The organism is Streptomyces sp. CGMCC 4.7035 (assembly GCF_031583065.1).
GTDB classification, from domain to species: Bacteria; Actinomycetota; Actinomycetes; order Streptomycetales; family Streptomycetaceae; genus Streptomyces; species Streptomyces yaanensis.
Genome location: NZ_CP134053.1, coordinates 1,446,796 through 1,462,237 on the forward strand (window position 1 = coordinate 1,446,796; position 15,442 = coordinate 1,462,237).

General features: G+C 70.9%; 16 protein-coding genes. 12 read left to right on the top strand and 4 right to left on the bottom strand.

From position 1 onward, the window contains the following. The first annotated feature begins 129 nt into the window (after window positions 1-129). The 5 genes from Q2K21_RS05910 (at window position 130) to Q2K21_RS05930 (ending at window position 4,104) form a co-directional block, all read left to right on the top strand. Entirely contained in the window at window positions 130-2,412 is a 2,283-nt protein-coding gene (locus tag Q2K21_RS05910; protein ID WP_310766464.1) for an ATP-dependent DNA helicase UvrD2, read from the top strand. A gap of 211 nt (window positions 2,413-2,623) precedes the next feature. Further along, on the top strand, window positions 2,624-2,905 hold the full coding sequence (locus Q2K21_RS05915; protein ID WP_310780657.1) for a hypothetical protein: 282 nt from the start codon (window positions 2,624-2,626) through the stop codon (window positions 2,903-2,905). A 176-nt stretch (window positions 2,906-3,081) separates the two neighbouring features. After that, complete coding sequence (locus Q2K21_RS05920; protein WP_310766467.1) at window positions 3,082-3,450, top strand: WhiB family transcriptional regulator; 369 nt, start codon at window positions 3,082-3,084, stop codon at window positions 3,448-3,450. Continuing rightward, window positions 3,447-3,770 carry a hypothetical protein gene (locus Q2K21_RS05925; protein ID WP_310766470.1) on the top strand — a complete coding sequence of 108 codons (324 nt, stop codon included), beginning with the start codon at window positions 3,447-3,449 and terminating at the stop codon, window positions 3,768-3,770. Before Q2K21_RS05920 ends, Q2K21_RS05925 begins: the two co-directional genes overlap by 4 nt. A 109-nt stretch (window positions 3,771-3,879) precedes the next feature. Then, the gene (locus tag Q2K21_RS05930; RefSeq protein ID WP_310766475.1) at window positions 3,880-4,104 is read left to right on the top strand and encodes a hypothetical protein; all 225 of its coding nucleotides are present in this window, start codon (window positions 3,880-3,882) and stop codon (window positions 4,102-4,104) included. Between the two features lie 4 nt (window positions 4,105-4,108). Here the strand turns inward: Q2K21_RS05930 and Q2K21_RS05935 are convergent, their stop codons facing one another. Together Q2K21_RS05935 and Q2K21_RS05940 are read right to left on the bottom strand one after the other, a co-directional pair. Continuing rightward, window positions 4,109-5,473, bottom strand: coding sequence for an ABC1 kinase family protein (locus tag Q2K21_RS05935; RefSeq protein ID WP_310766477.1), 1,365 nt, complete (start codon window positions 5,471-5,473; stop codon window positions 4,109-4,111). Then, entirely contained in the window at window positions 5,466-6,689 is a 1,224-nt protein-coding gene (locus tag Q2K21_RS05940; protein WP_310766479.1) for a TOMM precursor leader peptide-binding protein, read from the bottom strand. Before Q2K21_RS05940 ends, Q2K21_RS05935 begins: the two co-directional genes overlap by 8 nt. A 214-nt stretch (window positions 6,690-6,903) precedes the next feature. Here Q2K21_RS05940 and Q2K21_RS05945 point away from each other — a divergent pair, with 214 nt between their 5' ends. The 4 genes from Q2K21_RS05945 to Q2K21_RS05960 all read left to right on the top strand — a co-directional run bounded on the left by Q2K21_RS05945 (window position 6,904) and on the right by Q2K21_RS05960 (window position 11,007). Further along, complete coding sequence (locus Q2K21_RS05945; RefSeq protein ID WP_310766482.1) at window positions 6,904-7,500, top strand: M48 metallopeptidase family protein; 597 nt, start codon at window positions 6,904-6,906, stop codon at window positions 7,498-7,500. A 372-nt stretch (window positions 7,501-7,872) separates the two neighbouring features. Then, a complete protein-coding gene (locus Q2K21_RS05950; protein WP_310766486.1) occupies window positions 7,873-9,543 on the top strand; it encodes a TerD family protein in 1,671 nt (556 codons plus the stop codon). Between the two features lie 11 nt (window positions 9,544-9,554). Further along, window positions 9,555-10,235 (top strand): AIM24 family protein, encoded by a 681-nt coding sequence (locus tag Q2K21_RS05955; RefSeq protein ID WP_310766488.1) that lies wholly within the window; start codon window positions 9,555-9,557, stop codon window positions 10,233-10,235. Window positions 10,236-10,251: 16 nt separating this feature from the next. After that, window positions 10,252-11,007: an AIM24 family protein gene (locus Q2K21_RS05960; RefSeq protein WP_310766490.1), complete on the top strand. Its 756-nt coding sequence runs from the start codon at window positions 10,252-10,254 to the stop codon at window positions 11,005-11,007. Window positions 11,008-11,060: 53 nt separating this feature from the next. Here Q2K21_RS05960 and Q2K21_RS05965 read toward each other — a convergent pair whose 3' ends face one another. Then, window positions 11,061-11,582, bottom strand: a complete 522-nt coding sequence (locus Q2K21_RS05965; protein WP_310766493.1) for an NUDIX hydrolase — start codon at window positions 11,580-11,582, stop codon at window positions 11,061-11,063. Continuing rightward, window positions 11,579-13,009 carry a zinc-dependent metalloprotease gene (locus tag Q2K21_RS05970; RefSeq protein ID WP_310766496.1) on the bottom strand — a complete coding sequence of 477 codons (1,431 nt, stop codon included), beginning with the start codon at window positions 13,007-13,009 and terminating at the stop codon, window positions 11,579-11,581. Before Q2K21_RS05970 ends, Q2K21_RS05965 begins: the two co-directional genes overlap by 4 nt. A 190-nt stretch (window positions 13,010-13,199) precedes the next feature. Here Q2K21_RS05970 and Q2K21_RS05975 point away from each other — a divergent pair, with 190 nt between their 5' ends. The 3 genes from Q2K21_RS05975 to Q2K21_RS05985 all read left to right on the top strand — a co-directional run bounded on the left by Q2K21_RS05975 (window position 13,200) and on the right by Q2K21_RS05985 (window position 15,370). Next, window positions 13,200-14,312 (top strand): SDR family oxidoreductase, encoded by a 1,113-nt coding sequence (locus Q2K21_RS05975; protein ID WP_310766498.1) that lies wholly within the window; start codon window positions 13,200-13,202, stop codon window positions 14,310-14,312. Window positions 14,313-14,584: 272 nt separating this feature from the next. Further along, a complete protein-coding gene (locus Q2K21_RS05980) occupies window positions 14,585-15,046 on the top strand; it encodes a molybdenum cofactor biosynthesis protein MoaE (protein WP_310766501.1) in 462 nt (153 codons plus the stop codon). Window positions 15,047-15,205: 159 nt separating this feature from the next. Further along, complete coding sequence (locus Q2K21_RS05985) at window positions 15,206-15,370, top strand: hypothetical protein (protein WP_310766504.1); 165 nt, start codon at window positions 15,206-15,208, stop codon at window positions 15,368-15,370. The last annotated feature ends 72 nt before the right edge of the window (window positions 15,371-15,442 follow it).

Genomic DNA, 15,442 nt, shown 5'->3' on the forward strand with positions numbered 1-15,442 from the left:
GCTCCTTTGCGGCTCGGGGTGCGTGCTTGCTGAGAGGGCAACGTATGTGAACGTTCCACCATTCCCGTTTCGGTGCGCGGGCGCTCGGGCCCCTCACCGGCGACACCTGCCGTATTAGTACGACTGCGGATGCCTCCCTGTGGACAACCGCCGCACCCGCCTCCGCAGACCTGGCAGCATGGCGGGGTGACAGCAGCAACGCACTCCACCCTCTTCCCGCAGGTTCCCGGCGGTTCCCCATATTCGGCTCCGCCGAGTGGGGCCGACGCGGTGCTCGAAGGGCTCGACCCCGAGCAGCGCGAGGTGGCGACCGCCCTGCACGGTCCGGTGTGCGTGCTGGCAGGCGCCGGCACGGGCAAGACGCGGGCCATCACCCACCGCATCGCCTACGGGGTCCGCGCCGGCATCCTCCAGCCCTCCAGCGTGCTCGCCGTCACCTTCACCAACCGTGCCGCGGGCGAGATGCGTGGCCGCCTCCGCCAGCTCGGCGCGGCCGGTGTCCAGGCCCGGACCTTCCACTCCGCGGCTCTCCGCCAGCTCCAGTATTTTTGGCCGAAAGCCGTCGGCGGCAGTCTCCCGAGAATCGTCGACCGCAAGATCCAGATCGTCGCGGACGCGGCCGCCGCCAGCCGTATCCGCCTCGACCGCAACGAGCTGCGGGACGTGACCGCTGAGATCGAGTGGTCCAAGGTCACTCAGACGGTCCCCGCCGACTACGCCGCCGCGGCCGTCAAGGCAGGCCGCGAAGCCCCCCGCGACCCCGCCGAGATCGCCCAGCTCTACGCCACATACGAAGACCTCAAGCGTGACCGCGCCGTCATCGACTTCGAGGACGTTCTGCTTCTCACCGTCGGCATCCTCCAGGACCGGCACGACATCGCGGACGAGGTCCGCGCCCAGTACCAGCACTTCGTGGTCGACGAGTACCAGGACGTCAGCCCCCTGCAACAGCGACTGCTGGAGCTGTGGCTCGGCGACCGCGACAACCTCTGCGTCGTCGGTGACGCCAGCCAGACCATCTACTCCTTCACCGGCGCGACCCCCGACCACCTCCTCGACTTCCGCAACCGTCACCCCGGAGCCACCGTCGTCAAGCTCGTCCGCGACTACCGCTCCTCACCCCAGGTCGTCCACCTCGCCAACGGCCTCCTCGCCCAGGCCCGCGGCCGCGCCGCCGACCATCGCCTCGAACTGGTCTCCCAGCGCGACCCCGGCCCCGAACCCGTCTACACCGAATACGCAGACGAGCCCGCCGAGGCCGAAGGCGCCGCCCGCCGCATCCGCGACCTGCTCGCCGGTGGCATGCCCGCCGCCGAGATCGCGATCCTGTTCCGCACCAATTCCCAGTCCGAGATCTACGAGCAGGCCCTCGCGGACGCCGGGGTCCCGTACCAGCTTCGCGGCGCCGAACGGTTCTTCGACCGCCCCGAGGTGCGCAAGGCGGGCATCGCTCTGCGGGGCGCGGCCCGCTTCGGCGCCAACGACTCCCTCCTCGACGGCGCCGTCGATCTGCCCTCCCAGGTGCGTGCCGTCCTCTCGGGTGAAGGCTGGACCCCGACGCCACCCGCGGGCTCCGGAGCAGTCAGAGAGCGCTGGGAGTCCCTCGCCGCGCTGGTGAACCTCGCCCAGGACTTCGCCGGGGCCCAACCCGACGCCACCCTCGCCGACCTCGTGGCGGAGCTCGACGAGCGGGCGAACGCCCAGCACGCCCCTACCGTGCAGGGCGTCACCCTCGCCTCCCTGCATTCCGCCAAGGGCCTGGAATGGGACGTCGTCTTCCTCGTCGGCATCGCCGAGGGCATGATGCCGATCACCTACGCGAAGACCGACGAGCAGATCGAGGAAGAGCGCCGCCTCCTCTACGTCGGCGTCACCCGTGCCAGGGAACGTCTCCATCTCTCCTGGGCTCTGTCCCGTTCACCCGGCGGCCGCGCCAGCCGACGCCCCAGCCGCTTCCTCGACGGACTGCGACCCGGCTCGGCCGGCACCGCGGGCCGCGCCACCGGCGGCGGTGCCGGAGGCATCGAACGCGGATTCAGCACCGCGGGTACGACCGTCGCCCCGCGCCGTACCAGCAGAACCCCGGCCCGCTGCCGAGTCTGCGGGCGCACGCTGTCCGACGCCGGCGAGATGAAACTGATGCGCTGTGACGGCTGTCCCTCCGACATGGACGAGGGCCTGTACGAGCGGCTGCGCGAGTGGCGGGCGGTGCAGGCACATCGCAGTGGACAGCCCGCGTTCTGCGTCTTCACCGACAGAACGCTGATCGCGATCGCCGAGGCCATGCCTGGCGACGAGCGCGAGTTGGCCCGCATCCCGGGGGTCGGAGTGCGCAAGCTCAACCGCTACGGCGCCGACGTTCTGGCCATCTGCGCAGGTCGGGACGGAGGGGGAGAGGACGGCGAGGATTGATGCGAACTCGTCGAAAAAATAGTTTGCGCATGCCCCGGCAATCCCCATAGGTTCTTAGGCACGGGGACAGCGGCCTTCTCGGAGGCCCTGATTCCGTGCTGTACTTGTCTATCCGTCGGACTGGCTCACCCCCAGTCCCCCGAGACGCCGAGAGGAGGCGATTCCAGTGATCAGCATCAGCATCAGCAGCAGCTCCACCCGCGCCGTCAAAATGACCGATCGCTCGGTCGTCTCCGCGTGCATGCTCGGCGTTTCCAACCTGGGCACCGGTCTGTCCGGCATTCGTGCCGTGCGTCCGGCGTCCTCCCTGTCTCTCGCGGGTCTTCCCATCCGTGAGCGCAATGAGCGACCGACCAAGGCACTGGAAGCAGTAGCGGCACAGGCGCAGGCCTATGCCTTTGCGGCGGCCGGTGCCGGATTCCGGAAGCAGACGACGCAGCACCACCTGATGTGGGCCTTCCGTGGGCCAGAACCCTGGAGTGATCCAGCCTGATCGCCGATCAGGCCGGCGCCTTCAGGGCCGCGGAACCCCATCCGGGATCCGCGGCCCTTCTGTTTTCCCCGAACAGGGGCGGCAGAACGAAGGGGCCTCGGGACAAGAAAAGAACCCGGTACCAAGCCGACAACCGGTCCAACAGGGCCGGAACGACCAGACGAGGAAGACGAACCGTGCAACTCGAAGCGCACGCCCCGTCCGTACCGCCTTCCGAAACGCTCCCCCCGCCCGGCCTCACGGAGGACTCCACCTTGACCCCGCTCACCGCGCTCACCGCGCTCGACGACGCCATCGAGAACCTCGGCGTACCCGTCCCCTGCCGCTCCTACGACCCGGAGGTCTTCTTCGCCGAGTTGCCGGCCGACGTCGAGTACGCCAAGTCCCTCTGCCGCACCTGCCCGCTGATCGAGGCCTGCCTCGCCGGCGCCAAGGAGCGGCGTGAGCCCTGGGGTGTCTGGGGTGGCGAGCTCTTCGTCCAGGGTGTCGTCGTCGCCCGGAAGCGGCCGCGTGGCCGCCCGCGCAAGAACCCGGTCACGGCATGAACACCGCAGGAACGATCGACCGCCCCCTCACGCACGACCCCAAGAAGCAGGCCCCGATGAAGCCGTCCACCAGCGAGCCCGCAGGCTCCGCGACCCCAGACTTCACCACCACCGGCGCGAACGACTCGCGTCAGAACAGGACCCGAGAGATGCAACTCATCCCAGAAGCCCTGGCTCGTGCGCATATGCACGAGCGACTGCACGAGGCCGAGCGGGAACGACGGGCCGTGCGCCTGGCGATGGCCCGCCGGATGCAGCGCCGGGCCGAGCGCGCCTCGCTGCGCGCCCGCCGTGCGCTCGCCATGGCCGTCATGCAGTAGCCGACGACACTCGGCGGCAGGAAAATCTTGCGGGGGCCGGTCCGAACGGACCGGCCCCCGCGGTGCGTTGAAAGCGCCGAACCGCGGCCGCGGCGATATCGTCACAGGGGTGACGAGTCTTCCCGGGGACACTGACAACCGTGGCTCCGTGCAGGTGTCCGACACCGCACAGGCCCAGTACCTCGTGTGCGCACGCTGCGGCACCGCGGCCGACGATCCCCAACCCACCTGGACCTGCTCCGTGGAGAACGGCGCCCGCTGCTACTTCTGCGACAGCTGCGCCCGTGCCAACATCAGGGCGATCGAGGGGCGGCTGGACTCGGCCTGGTGGTAGCCGCTCACGCCTCCGCTGCCGGTTCCTCCTCCGGTAGAAAGCCGGGGAGCCACTCCTCCAGTTCGTCGCGCAGGCGGACCGTGGCGCCCAGTTGGCACAGCACGCCGATTGTGCTCAACGTCACCCGGTGTATGAGGAGGTACGACGGGGGAAGGTTCAGCCGTTTGCCCAGCTGGTGCGCGGGAGAGCGCGGGTCGGCGATGCGGGCCGCCTGACTGCGCATCCAGCCGCGGGTGAAGGTGAAATCGTCGGCCTGGGCGGGCTCGATGATCGGAAGGAGATAGTCGAGGACCGCGTCGGGGTCGAGCTCGATGGACTCCTTGACGAAACCCTCTTCGCAGAGGAGTTCGTAGACCGACTGGGCGTCGCCCTCCAGGGTCATGCGCAGGGAGTCGCCGATCGGGGTCGGCAGGCCGCCGGGCAGGCGGTCGACCGTGCCGAAGTCCAGGACGCCCAGGCGCCAGTCCTCCTTGCGGGCGGACCCGCCGTCGGTGCAGGGCACCAGGCGGAAATTGCCCGGGTGCGGGTCGGCGTGCAAGAGGCCCGTGCGGGCCGGGCCCGAGAAGAGGAAACGGGCCAGTAGCTGTCCCGCGCGGTCTCGCTGCTCCTGGGAGCCGTCGGTGATCACCTCCGACAGCGGTATCCCCTCCATCCACTCGGTCACCAGGATCTGCTCGCACTGGTGCACCACGGCCGGCACCACGACGTCCGGGTCGCCCGCAAACTCCTCCGCGTGTGCGCGCTGCGCCTGAGCCTCCAGGCCGTAGTCCAGCTCCTCGGAGACCCGGTCCCGCAGCTCCGTGATCAGCGGTTTGATGTCCATGCCCGGGATCAGGGGGCCCAGCAGACGGGCGAACCGGCTCAGTTGGTTCAGGTCGGAGAGCAGTGCCTCGCCGGCGCCCGGGTACTGCACCTTGACCGCGACCTCGCGGCCGTCGTGCCACACCCCGCGGTGCACCTGGCCGATCGACGCGGCCGCCGACGGCTTGTCCTCGAACTCCAGGAACAGTTGGTGCCAGTCCTTGCCGAGGCGCTCCTCGAGCACGGTGTGCACGGTGCGTGTCGGCATCGGCGGGGCCGCCTCCTGAAGTTTCGTCAGGGCTGCGCGGTACGGGCCGGCGACCTCCTCGGGGAGAGCCGACTCGAAGACGGACAGGGCCTGCCCGAACTTCATGGCACCCCCCTTCAGCTCGCCGAGGACTTTGAACAGCTGCTCGGCCGTGCGCTGTTGGAGTTCGCGGCCGACGATCTCCGCGGATTCGCCGACGATCCGTTTGCCGAGCCCCCAGGTAGCCCGCCCGGCGAAGCCGAGCGGGAGCGCGGCGAGCTTGGCGGTACGGGTAACCGCCTTCCGGGGAAGATCAGACATACGCCCTCCAAGTCCCAGACAGCCGTGCCGCGTGTGCCTTGCGGGACAAGTCTCTCGACGGCCGTTGCTCCGCCATTCTCTCGTGCGGCTCCCCGTCCTCGGAGGTGTGTTCCTCCTTACCTTTCTCCGCTGCGCCGCACCCGCATGCGGGATGCGCCCACACCGGTCGCGCGTGCCAGTCGAGCCGGGGCACGGATGTCTCCCAGCGCGCGCCCGCGCTGGAGGGCGACTCGCCGTCCAGGAAGGCGAGCGCATGTCCGGCGGCGACTCCCGCGACGGCGGTCGCCAGGGCGAGGTCGCAGGCCTGGACCTGCCGCGGGCGCCCGGATCGCCATTGAGCGACCAGACGGGGCCACGTCTCGTCCCGATCGGCGCGGCCTCGGTCGAGACAGCCGGCGCAGCTGGTGTCGCCGGGCAGGACGAACGGGCCGACGACTCCCGTGCCCTCCACGACACCTGCGTACAGATGGGGTGTTCCGGAGGTGATCAGCGGCTCGGCGGCGAGCGGGTCGGGCGCGTGGACCTGGATGCCGTCGCGCGAGGCGAGGATCACCAGGGAGAAGCCGGGGCCCGGGGCGTCGTGCGGGGAGCGGCGTGATGCGCGCTCCCGGCGGGGTGGCCGGTCGGGCGCGGCCGCTCGTACCGCGCGGCGGGCCGCTTCCTCCCTGCGCCGGCCGATCGAGTCCGCGGGGAGGCCGCCCGGTGCCACGTCCCACGGCTCGACGCAGCCCGTGTCACGGACATCGACCTCGCCGACGCCCGCGCCTGCCAGCAGCGAGGCCAGGACGACGCCCACGCGGCCCGCGCCCCGGACCTGGACTCGATGGGAGCGACGGGCGGCCAGGCGCCGGGCGGGCTCGCCCGGTGTGCGGGCGACCAGTGACAGCGACGCCAGGTCGGGGCGGAGGCGGTCCAGGACGCCCGCTTTCGTCCGAAGGGCGTCGGCCCTCGGGCCGCCGCCCGTCGCGTCGTCGAGCAGTCCCGCGCCGGACAGGTTGTCCACCAGTGCGTCGACGTGGCCTTCGGGCAGGCCCATGCGGCGGGCCTCCTCGCGCAGCAGCGGCAGCCCGCGGGTACCGTCGAGCAGGGCGAGGAAGCTTCCCGTCGCAGTGTCCACCGGCCCCAGCACCATTGCGTGCGCGGGCGCCATCCCGAACTGCACGGTGTTCAGATCCCGCCAGCCGCGCCGCAGCGCGGGCTTCACCATCGGATGCATGACCGGCCCCCGTAGTCCCTAGTTCGTCCCCGTTCGTCGGTGGATGTTCCGATCCGCCGACGCATGCCAGCATGCCCGGAGGGGGCGGGTGCGTGCCGAAAGTTGTCCACAGCCGGGGACATTCGTCGTACGAATCAAGCGCACGGGGCGCGGATCCGCACGGAACCGTCCCGGAGGCGGGACTTCCCGCGTGTGCAGCGGGTAACGTCGGGGCGTGCCCGCCGACCCACTGCACCGTGCCGGAAAGCCATCGCGCAGCACGACGAGCCAGCCGCCGAGCGGCTCGGGGGCGAGCGCGATCGAGGTTCGCAGGAGTGCGCGACGCCGCCGAACGGTTTCCGCGTACCGTGAGGGCGATCGCACCGTTGTGCTCATCCCCGCCCGGATGTCCAAGGCGGAGGAGCAGCGCTGGGTAACCGTCATGCTCGACAAGCTGGCCGCCCAGGAGAGCAAGCGGGTGATCGGCGACGCCGAGTTGGCCGAGCGCGCCGAGCGGCTCTCGCTGCAGTACTTCGACGGGCGGGCGCGGCCCACCTCGGTCCGCTGGGTCACCAACCAGAACACGCGCTGGGGCTCGTGCACCCCGGCGGAAGGCAGCATTCGGCTGTCGCACCGGTTGCAGGGCATGCCCGAGTACGTCGTCGACTACGTGCTCCTGCACGAGCTCGCGCATCTGCTCGTACCGGGTCACGGGCCGCGTTTCTGGCGCCTGCTGGAGGCGTATCCGCGGACGGAGCGCGCCCGCGGCTATCTCGAAGGGGTGGTCGCGGCCGACCGGCTGCCCCACCAGCCCGCGCCGCGCGGCGAGTAGAGGTCACCGGCCGCGCAGGAGCCGGCGCCGCGCCCTCGGCGGACGCCAACGGCCGTACGCCGACCTGTGCCACGTGCCGGGCAGACGTCACCGACGTACGCCGACTTGTGCCACGTGCCGGGCAGACGTCACCGACGTACGCCGGCTCGCGCCACGTGCTGGGCAGACGTCACCGATGTCCGTCGGCTCGCCCCACCTGCCGGGCGGGTGGCGTGGGCCGCTGTACGGCCCCGTCCGTGCGCAGGGCAGATGCCGTCGGGTGCCCCGAAGATGCGGTTGTGTACCGGGTCTGTACCGGCTTCGTCCGCTCCGCGTATTTGCCGTTAGCCTGGCGCGACGCACTCACATTCGGGATGGGGGACGGTCGTACGCATGGCCAGGGAATTCCAACGCGGCCACAAGGCCAGGATCAGTGACCTCACCGCGGGCACGGATCTGTACGTAGGCGTGCAGATCTCCGCGCCCGGACTGACCTTCGACATCAGCTGCTTCGGTCTGGACGCCGACGAACGGCTCTCGGACGACCGGTACTTCGTCTTCTTCAACCAGCCGAAGACGCCGGAGGAGTCCGTTCAGCTCCTCGGTCCGCAGGCGGGCGACACGGAGTCCTTCCGGGTCACGCTCGACAGGATCCCGCCGCAGATCCAGAAGCTGTCCTTCACGGCGACGATCGACGGCGCCGGGCAGATGTCGCAGATCGCCCCCGGACACCTGCGCATCGTCGCGGGCGGCGAGGAAGTGGCCCGCTACCCGTTCAGCGGCTCGGAGTTCACCACCGAACGAGCCGTCATGCTGGGCGACTTCTACCTGAAGGACGTCTGGCGGTTCGCCGCCGTCGGCCAGGGCTTCGACGGCGGGCTCGAGGCGCTGCTGAAGAACTTCGGCGGCGATGTGCTGGAGGAGGAGACGCCCGAGCCGCCTCAGCCGCAGGCCGGTGCGGCCCCCGGGTTCGCCCCACCCGCCCAGGCCTCCGCACCGCCCGCGTTCGCCGCCCCGGCCGCACCCGCTCCTGCCCCGGCACCCGCGCCGCAGCAGCCGCAGCCCGCCCCGCAGGGCTTCGCGCCGCCCCAGGGATCCCCGCCTTCCGCGCCCCCGGTGCACGCCGCGCCCACCATCGTGGCGCCCCTGAACCCCCCGACCGGCGGAACCGTCCCGCCGCCGGGTCCCGCGCCGTACGTCCAGCCGCCCGTGCAGCCGGGCCCGCCGCCCGGGTACGGCCAGCAGCCGTCCGCGCCAATGCCTCCCGGCTATGGGCAACAGGCCCCTTCCGCGCCCCCCGGGTACGGCCAGCAGCCGCCCCACGGGCAGGCTCCGGGCCAGTTCCCCGGCCAGCCCGTGACACCCTCCCCGTACGGCGCCCCACAGGACGCCCCGCAGGGTGGTGCCGGTGTGGCCGCAGCGCTGCAAGCCTTCAAGGAGACACCCACCGGCCAGCGGTGGACGCAGCAGAACAAGAAGCTCGTCCGCGCCGACCTCGGCATCGGCGGGCAGCCCGTGCTGGCCCGGCAGGGCAGCATGGTGCTTTACCAAGGCAAGGTCGACTTCAGCTACAAGGGCGCCGGCTTCGCAGGCCGGATCGTGGGCAACGCGACCGGCCAGGAGATGCAGCTGATGCGCTGTACGGGCCAGGGCCAGGTGTTCTTCGCCGAAAACGCCACCCATCTGCACCCGATCGAGCTCCAGGGGGACGCGATCTGCGTCTCCGCGGAGAACGTCCTCGCCTTCGACGAGTCCCTCCAGTACGAGGTGCGGCGGATCGAGGGGCATGGCATCCCCGGTGGCGCGCTGTTCACGATGCAGTTCCAGGGGACCGGCACGATCGTCGTGAAGACGCACGGCGCGCCCGTGGTCCTGCCCGTGACACCGACGACGTTCGTGGACTCCAACGCCGTCGTCGCCTGGTCCGCCGCGGCCCAGGTGATCGTCTCCAGCCAGGTCCGCATGCGCCGCAACGCCTACCCGGGGGACACCGGGGAGAGCGTCAACCTCCAGTTCCGTGCCGCGCCCGGCAATTTCGTCGTCGTCCAGCCCTACGAGGTCTGAGGGAGCCCGTCATGAACCAGCCGCTCGCGGGCTTCGCACCCGCACCTGTCAGCGCCCGCATGGAGAACCACGGCAGCCACATGCTGAAGGTCGCCATGCAGACCGGAAACGACCTCTTCGCGCGCGTGGGCTCCATGGTCGCCTACGAAGGGTTCATCCAGTACGAGCCCAATCCGCCCGCGGTGCGCCAGATCGCGCGGGACTGGATCACCGGTGAGGGCGCGCCCCTCATGAAGTGTTCCGGCGACGGTCTGCTCTACCTCGCCGACTACGGGTCGAACGTCGTCGTCATCAACCTGGGCGGAGACGCGATCTCCGTCAACGCCACCAATCTGCTCGCCTTCGATGCGCACCTGCAGTGGGGTGTCGAACGCGTCAAGGGGCTCGCCAAGTTCGCCGGGCAGGGCCTGTGGAACACGAAGATCTCCGGGCAGGGGTGGGTCGCCCTGACCTCCCGGGGCGAGCCGATCGTCGTCGACTGCGGCGGCGGCGAGGACGAGACGTACGTCGACCCGGACGCCCTCGTCGCCTGGTCGCCGAACCTCAAGGTGAAGGGGAAGCGCAGCTTCAAGGCGCAGTCGCTCATCGGGCGCGGCAGCGGAGAGGCGTACCAGATGGCGTTCTCCGGGCAGGGCATCGTCGTCGTCCAGCCCAGCGAGGACAGCACCGACCGCCTCCGGATCCGGGGCTGAGGGGGAACCGCACACCATGCAGAGCACGCTTTTCGGCTACAACGAGCAGCAGACCCAGGAGCGCTACAGCCTGCAGAACCCGCAGATGCTGCGCGTCCTGCTGGAGGGCCACGACGACATCCTGGCGCGCAAGGGCACGATGGTCGCCTACCAGGGGCTCGTCGAGTTCGACGCCGAGTACCAGCACAACAGCCAGCGGCGCGCGCGTGCGCACACCGGCGAGGGCCTGGACCTGATGCGCTGTCACGGGCAGGGCACCGTCTACCTCGCCAACCTCGCCCAGCACGTACACATCATGGACGTCGAGCAGGACGGACTCACCGTCGACAGCAGTTACGTCCTGGCGATGGACTCCTCGCTGCACCACGAGGTCATCGCCGTGGACAGCCAGTACGGCATCTCCGGCTCCGGCAAGTACCAGCTCAACATCACCGGCCGTGGCAAGGTGGCGCTGATGACGTCGGGTGTGCCCCTGATGATGCAGGTCACCCCGGACAAGTACGTCAACTGCGACGCCGACGCGATCGTCGCCTGGTCCACCGGCCTGCGCGTGCAGATGCAGGCCCAGACGCACTCTTCCGGGGTGTTCCGCCGCCGCGGCAACACCGGTGAGGGCTGGGAGCTCAGCTTCATGGGCAGCGGGTTCGCGCTCGTCCAGCCCAGCGAGCTGCTGCCGCCGCAGAACGCGGTGATCGGGCAGGGGGTGCGCGCGCAGTACGGCATGGGCCAGCACGGGGCGCGCGGGCAGAACCAGGGCAACGTCTGGAGCTGAGCATGCGTGTAAGGGGTGACCGCTATAGCGGCCACCCCTTACACGTTACGCATTCAGAGCCTGGCGCGCGTCGCTTCCAGCAGGCGTACGACCGACTCGTCGGCAACGTCCGCGACCTCGTCGTAGGGGAACCAGCGCACGTCCAGTGACTCGTCGCTGATCGCGTGCTCCGCGTCCGGCGGCGCCACGACGGCGTACTGCACGTCGAAATGCCAGTGGCACGGCGCCGGGATCGGATGCCGGTCGAGGCGGACCGGGCCGCCGCGCAGCAGTGTCAGCCCGGCGATACCGGACTCCTCCGTGGCCTCGCGCAGGGCCGCGGCCTCAAGGGTCGCGTCGCCCGGCTCGCAGTGGCCGCCCATCTGCAGCCACATCTTCAGCTTCCTGTGCAGGGTGAGGAGCACCCGGTCGCGCTCGGGATCGATCACCAGCGCGCTCGCCGTGATGTGTCCGGCGTGGCACGCCTTCCACATGCCGTCGGGGTGAGCCTCCAGGTGGTCCAGATAGGCCTGGCGCAGTTCCTCCTGGTCCTCGTACGCCTTGAGCACGAGGACCGCGTCGTCGTACAGGCTCACTCGGCGTCGTCGCCCTTGTCGGCCTCGTCGCTCTTCTTGAGGTCCGGCTTCTCGGCGGAGCCGCCCGCCGCCTCGCCGAGCATCTTGTCCAGCTCGGAGAAGTCCAGCTGCTCGCGGTGCACGAAGCCGTCCGGGTCGTCCAGGTCGGACGCCGTCGGCAGCATGTCCGGGTGCGCCCACAGGCCGTCCCGGCCGTCCACGCCGCGCGCGTCCGTGAGCGACGCCCACAGGCGCGAGGCGTCCCGCAGCCGGCGGGGACGCAGCTCCAGGCCGATCAGCGTGGCGAACGTCTGCTCGGCCGGGCCGCCCGTGGCGCGGCGGCGGCGCAGGGTCTCGCGGAGCGCGTCGGCGGAGGTCAGGCGCGGCTTCGCGGCGGCGTGCACCACGGCGTCCACCCAGCCCTCGACGAGCGCCAGGGCCGTCTCCAGACGGGCCAGGGCCGCCTTCTGCTCCGGGGTGTCCTCCGGCTGGAACATGCCCTGCTGGAGTGCCTGCTGCAGCTCCTCGGGGTTCTGCGGGTCGAACTGGCCGACCACGTCCTCCAGCTTCGCCGTGTCGACCTTGATGCCGCGCGCGTAGCCCTCGACCGCGCCGAACAGGTGCGAGCGCAGCCACGGCACGTGTGCGAACAGGCGCTGGTGGGCGGCCTCGCGCAGGGCGAGATACAGCCGCACCTCGTCCTTGGGGATGCCCAGGTCCTTGCCGAACGCCTCGATGTTCAGCGGCAGCAGCGCCGCCTTCCCGGCCGGGCCGAGCGGCAGGCCGATGTCGGTCGAGCCGACGACCTCGCCGGCGAGCACGCCGAGGGCCTGCCCGATCTGCGTACCGAACATGGCGCCGCCCATGGAGCGCATCATGCCGATCAGCGGCCCGGCCATGGCCTGCATCTCCTCCGGCAGGACGTCGCCCATGGCCGCGCCGACGCGCTCGGCGACCGGGTCGACGAGGTCCTTCCACACGGGCAGGGTCGCCTCGACCCACTCCGCGCGGCTCCAGGCCACAGCGGAGCCGGCACCGGACGGCAGCGACGTCGCGTCGTCGAGCCACAGGTCGGCCAGGCGGACGGCCTCCTCGACGGCGGAGCGCTCGCCGGGGCTCACGCTCGCGTCCTTCGTGCCGTCCTGGGCACCCTGGGAGACCGTCTGGCGGGCGATCTGCTTGGCCATGTCCCAGTTCACCGGGCCGCCCTCGTACGAGAGCATCTGGCCCAGCTGCTGGAAGGCGGCGCCCAGGTCGGTGGGGTTCAGGGAACCGAACATCGCGGCGAGCGGGTTGTCGGCGCCGGCCCCGCCGGCTCCGGGCAGCCCGAAACCGAACGGGTTGGCCGGTCCCTGACCACCACCGCTCTGCTGGTCCTTCTTCTTGCCCTCGTCGCCGTTCTCCGGCTCCTCCGGCGGAAGGCCGAATCCGAATGGGGTGTCACTCACGGGATTCCTCGGCTGGTAAGGCCACCGGTTCGGTCCGGCGGCTGGCTGCCCGACAACACCACCAGCGTAGACACCCCGGGCGGATCGGGCCTGGGTGCTTCGCTGACTCCTGGCCTGCGGCAGGATGGATGCCACCTGGTACGCGCGCGTGCTTCGCGTTCGTACTGAAGACAACCGCTGGAGACGCCCGGTGAGTTCCCCAGATCCGCAGGTTCGCGCAGCGCGAAACCATTCAACCAGTCCCGGCCTTCGCGGGCCCGTCGTCGCGGTCACCGGCGCCGCGTCCGGCGTCGGAGCCCTGCTCACCGAGAGGCTCGCCGCTTCGGAGGAGATCAAGCAGGTCGTCGCCATCGACGAGCGGCGCGGGGAGTGCGCGGCCGCGCAGTGGCACATCCTCGACGTGCGCGATCCAGCTATCGCGGAGAAGCTGCGGGGCGCGGACGTCGTGGTGCACCTGGCCCTCGACCTTGATCTGGAGACCGATCCGGCGGCGCGTTCGGCCTACAACGTCCGGGGGACGCAGACCGTGCTGACCGCCGCCGCGGCGGCCGGGGTGCACCGGGCGGTGCTGTGCACCTCAGCGATGGTCTACGGGGCACTGCCCGACAACGAGCTGCCGCTCTCCGAGGACGCCGAGCTGCGGGCGACCGCGGAGGCGACCGGGGTCGGGGACCTGCTGGAGATCGAGCGGCTCGCGCGGCGGGCGCCGCGGGCCCATCCGGGACTCAATGTCACCGTCGTCCGGCCGGCTGTGCTGGTCGGGGGGACCGACACCGCGCTGACCAGGTACTTCGAGTCTCCGCGGTTGCTGGTTGTCGCCGGGTCGCGGCCCGCCTGGCAGTTCTGCCACGTCGAGGATCTGTGCGGTGCCCTGGAGTACGCCGTTCTGGAGAAGGTGGACGGGGAGCTGGCTGTCGGGTGCGACGGGTGGCTGGAGCAGGAAGAGGTCGAGGAGCTGAGCGGGATTCGGCGGATGGAGCTGCCGTCGGCGGTCGCCCTGGGTGCGGCGGCGCGGCTGCACCGGATCGGGCTGACGCCCTCGCCCGCCGGTGATCTCGCGTACACGATGTACCCCTGGGTGGTCAGCGGGAGCCGGCTGCACGACGCCGGGTGGCGGCCGCAGTGGACGAACGAGGAGGTCCTCGCGGAGCTGCTGGAGGAGGTGGCCGGGCGGCACACCGTGGTCGGGCGGCGGCTGGGACGCAAGGACGCGACGGCTGCGGGGGCTGCCGGGGCGACGGTTGCCCTGCTGGGTGCGGCGGCGGTGGTGCGGCGGGCGCGGAAGGCTCGGCGGCGGATCTGATGTGTGCGGTGGGGTTGGGTCGTAGTGGGTTTCGCCCCCGCCGCCCCTACCCGTCCCATCCTCCAGGGGCTCCGCCCCTTCGACCCCGCCGGGGGCTGTGCCCCCTGACTCCTGCCGGGGGCTGTGCCCCCTGACTCCTGCCGGGGGCTGTGCCCCCTGACTCCTGCCGGGGGCTGCGCCCCCAGACCCCGCCGGGGCCTGCGCCCCCAGACCCCGCGTGACGGGTGGGTCGCCTATTCCTCCTTGTCGGTGGCGTACGGCACGATGGGGGCATGGCACACACCAGCGATCACCCCGGTGAGCAGGCGGCGGACGATCCCATCAAGCTGCTCGCGATCCGTGACACCCCGCTCTCCGTCGACGAGGTCTTCCGCGCCGTGGGGGACGATGCGGCCGGAGGGATCGCGCTGTTCGTCGGGACCGTGCGTAATCACGACGGTGGGGCCGACGTCGACGAGCTGGGGTATTCGTGCCATCCCACCGCCGAGGCCGAGATGCGGCGGATCGCCGAGAAGGTCGTCGCCGATTATCCCGTGCGGGCGCTCGCGGCCGTGCACCGTGTGGGGGATCTGCGGGTCGGGGATCTCGCCGTCGTCGTCGCCGTGGCGTGTCCCCACCGGGGCGAGGCCTTCGATGCCTGCCGCAAGCTGATCGACGACCTCAAGCACGAGGTGCCCATCTGGAAGCACCAGAAGTTCTCCGACGGGACGGAGGAGTGGGTCGGGGCTTGCTGACCTGACCCCGCGAGCGGCTCTCGTACCTCTCATGGGGTTAACCAACCTCTCACCCGGCTTCCGGTTGCGTAACCGCACCCCTGGCCTGAGCGTTGTCAGTGCGGATGATTAATCTGCTGATCAGTCAGTTGCGGTCGCTCATGTGATGGGGAGGTCGGCATGGCGGCGCTCGCCTGGTTGCTGATTCCGCTTATGGCTGCGGTCGGTGCCGGACTGTGGGGCAGTTGGGCCAGTCGTCATCGCAAGGCCGCGGGCGACGGCTCGGAGCTCGCCGGGTACGCCCGTTTCCGCGAAGCCATGGAGAGGTCCCACTCGGGCGGCTGAGCACCCGGGACCCAGGGACCGCCCGCTCGTACGGACGGCCCCGGCGGTGCGTTGACAGGCCCGTCCCGTACT

Excerpts from the sequence above, each read along its gene's own strand:
- Q2K21_RS05940 (WP_310766479.1), bottom strand. The coding sequence starts at position 6,689 with ATGCATCCGATGGTGAAGCCCGCGCTGCGGCGCGGCTGGCGGGATCTG.
- Q2K21_RS05935 (WP_310766477.1), bottom strand. The coding sequence starts at position 5,473 with ATGTCTGATCTTCCCCGGAAGGCGGTTACCCGTACCGCCAAGCTCGCC.
- Q2K21_RS05955 (WP_310766488.1), top strand. The coding sequence starts at position 9,555 with ATGAACCAGCCGCTCGCGGGCTTCGCACCCGCACCTGTCAGCGCCCGC.
- Q2K21_RS05950 (WP_310766486.1), top strand. The coding sequence starts at position 7,873 with ATGGCCAGGGAATTCCAACGCGGCCACAAGGCCAGGATCAGTGACCTC.
- Q2K21_RS05980 (WP_310766501.1), top strand. The coding sequence starts at position 14,585 with ATGGCACACACCAGCGATCACCCCGGTGAGCAGGCGGCGGACGATCCC.
- Q2K21_RS05925 (WP_310766470.1), top strand. The coding sequence starts at position 3,447 with ATGAACACCGCAGGAACGATCGACCGCCCCCTCACGCACGACCCCAAG.
- Q2K21_RS05960 (WP_310766490.1), top strand. The coding sequence starts at position 10,252 with ATGCAGAGCACGCTTTTCGGCTACAACGAGCAGCAGACCCAGGAGCGC.
- Q2K21_RS05910 (WP_310766464.1), top strand. The coding sequence starts at position 130 with ATGCCTCCCTGTGGACAACCGCCGCACCCGCCTCCGCAGACCTGGCAG.
- Q2K21_RS05985 (WP_310766504.1), top strand. The coding sequence starts at position 15,206 with ATGGCGGCGCTCGCCTGGTTGCTGATTCCGCTTATGGCTGCGGTCGGT.
- Q2K21_RS05915 (WP_310780657.1), top strand. The coding sequence starts at position 2,624 with ATGACCGATCGCTCGGTCGTCTCCGCGTGCATGCTCGGCGTTTCCAAC.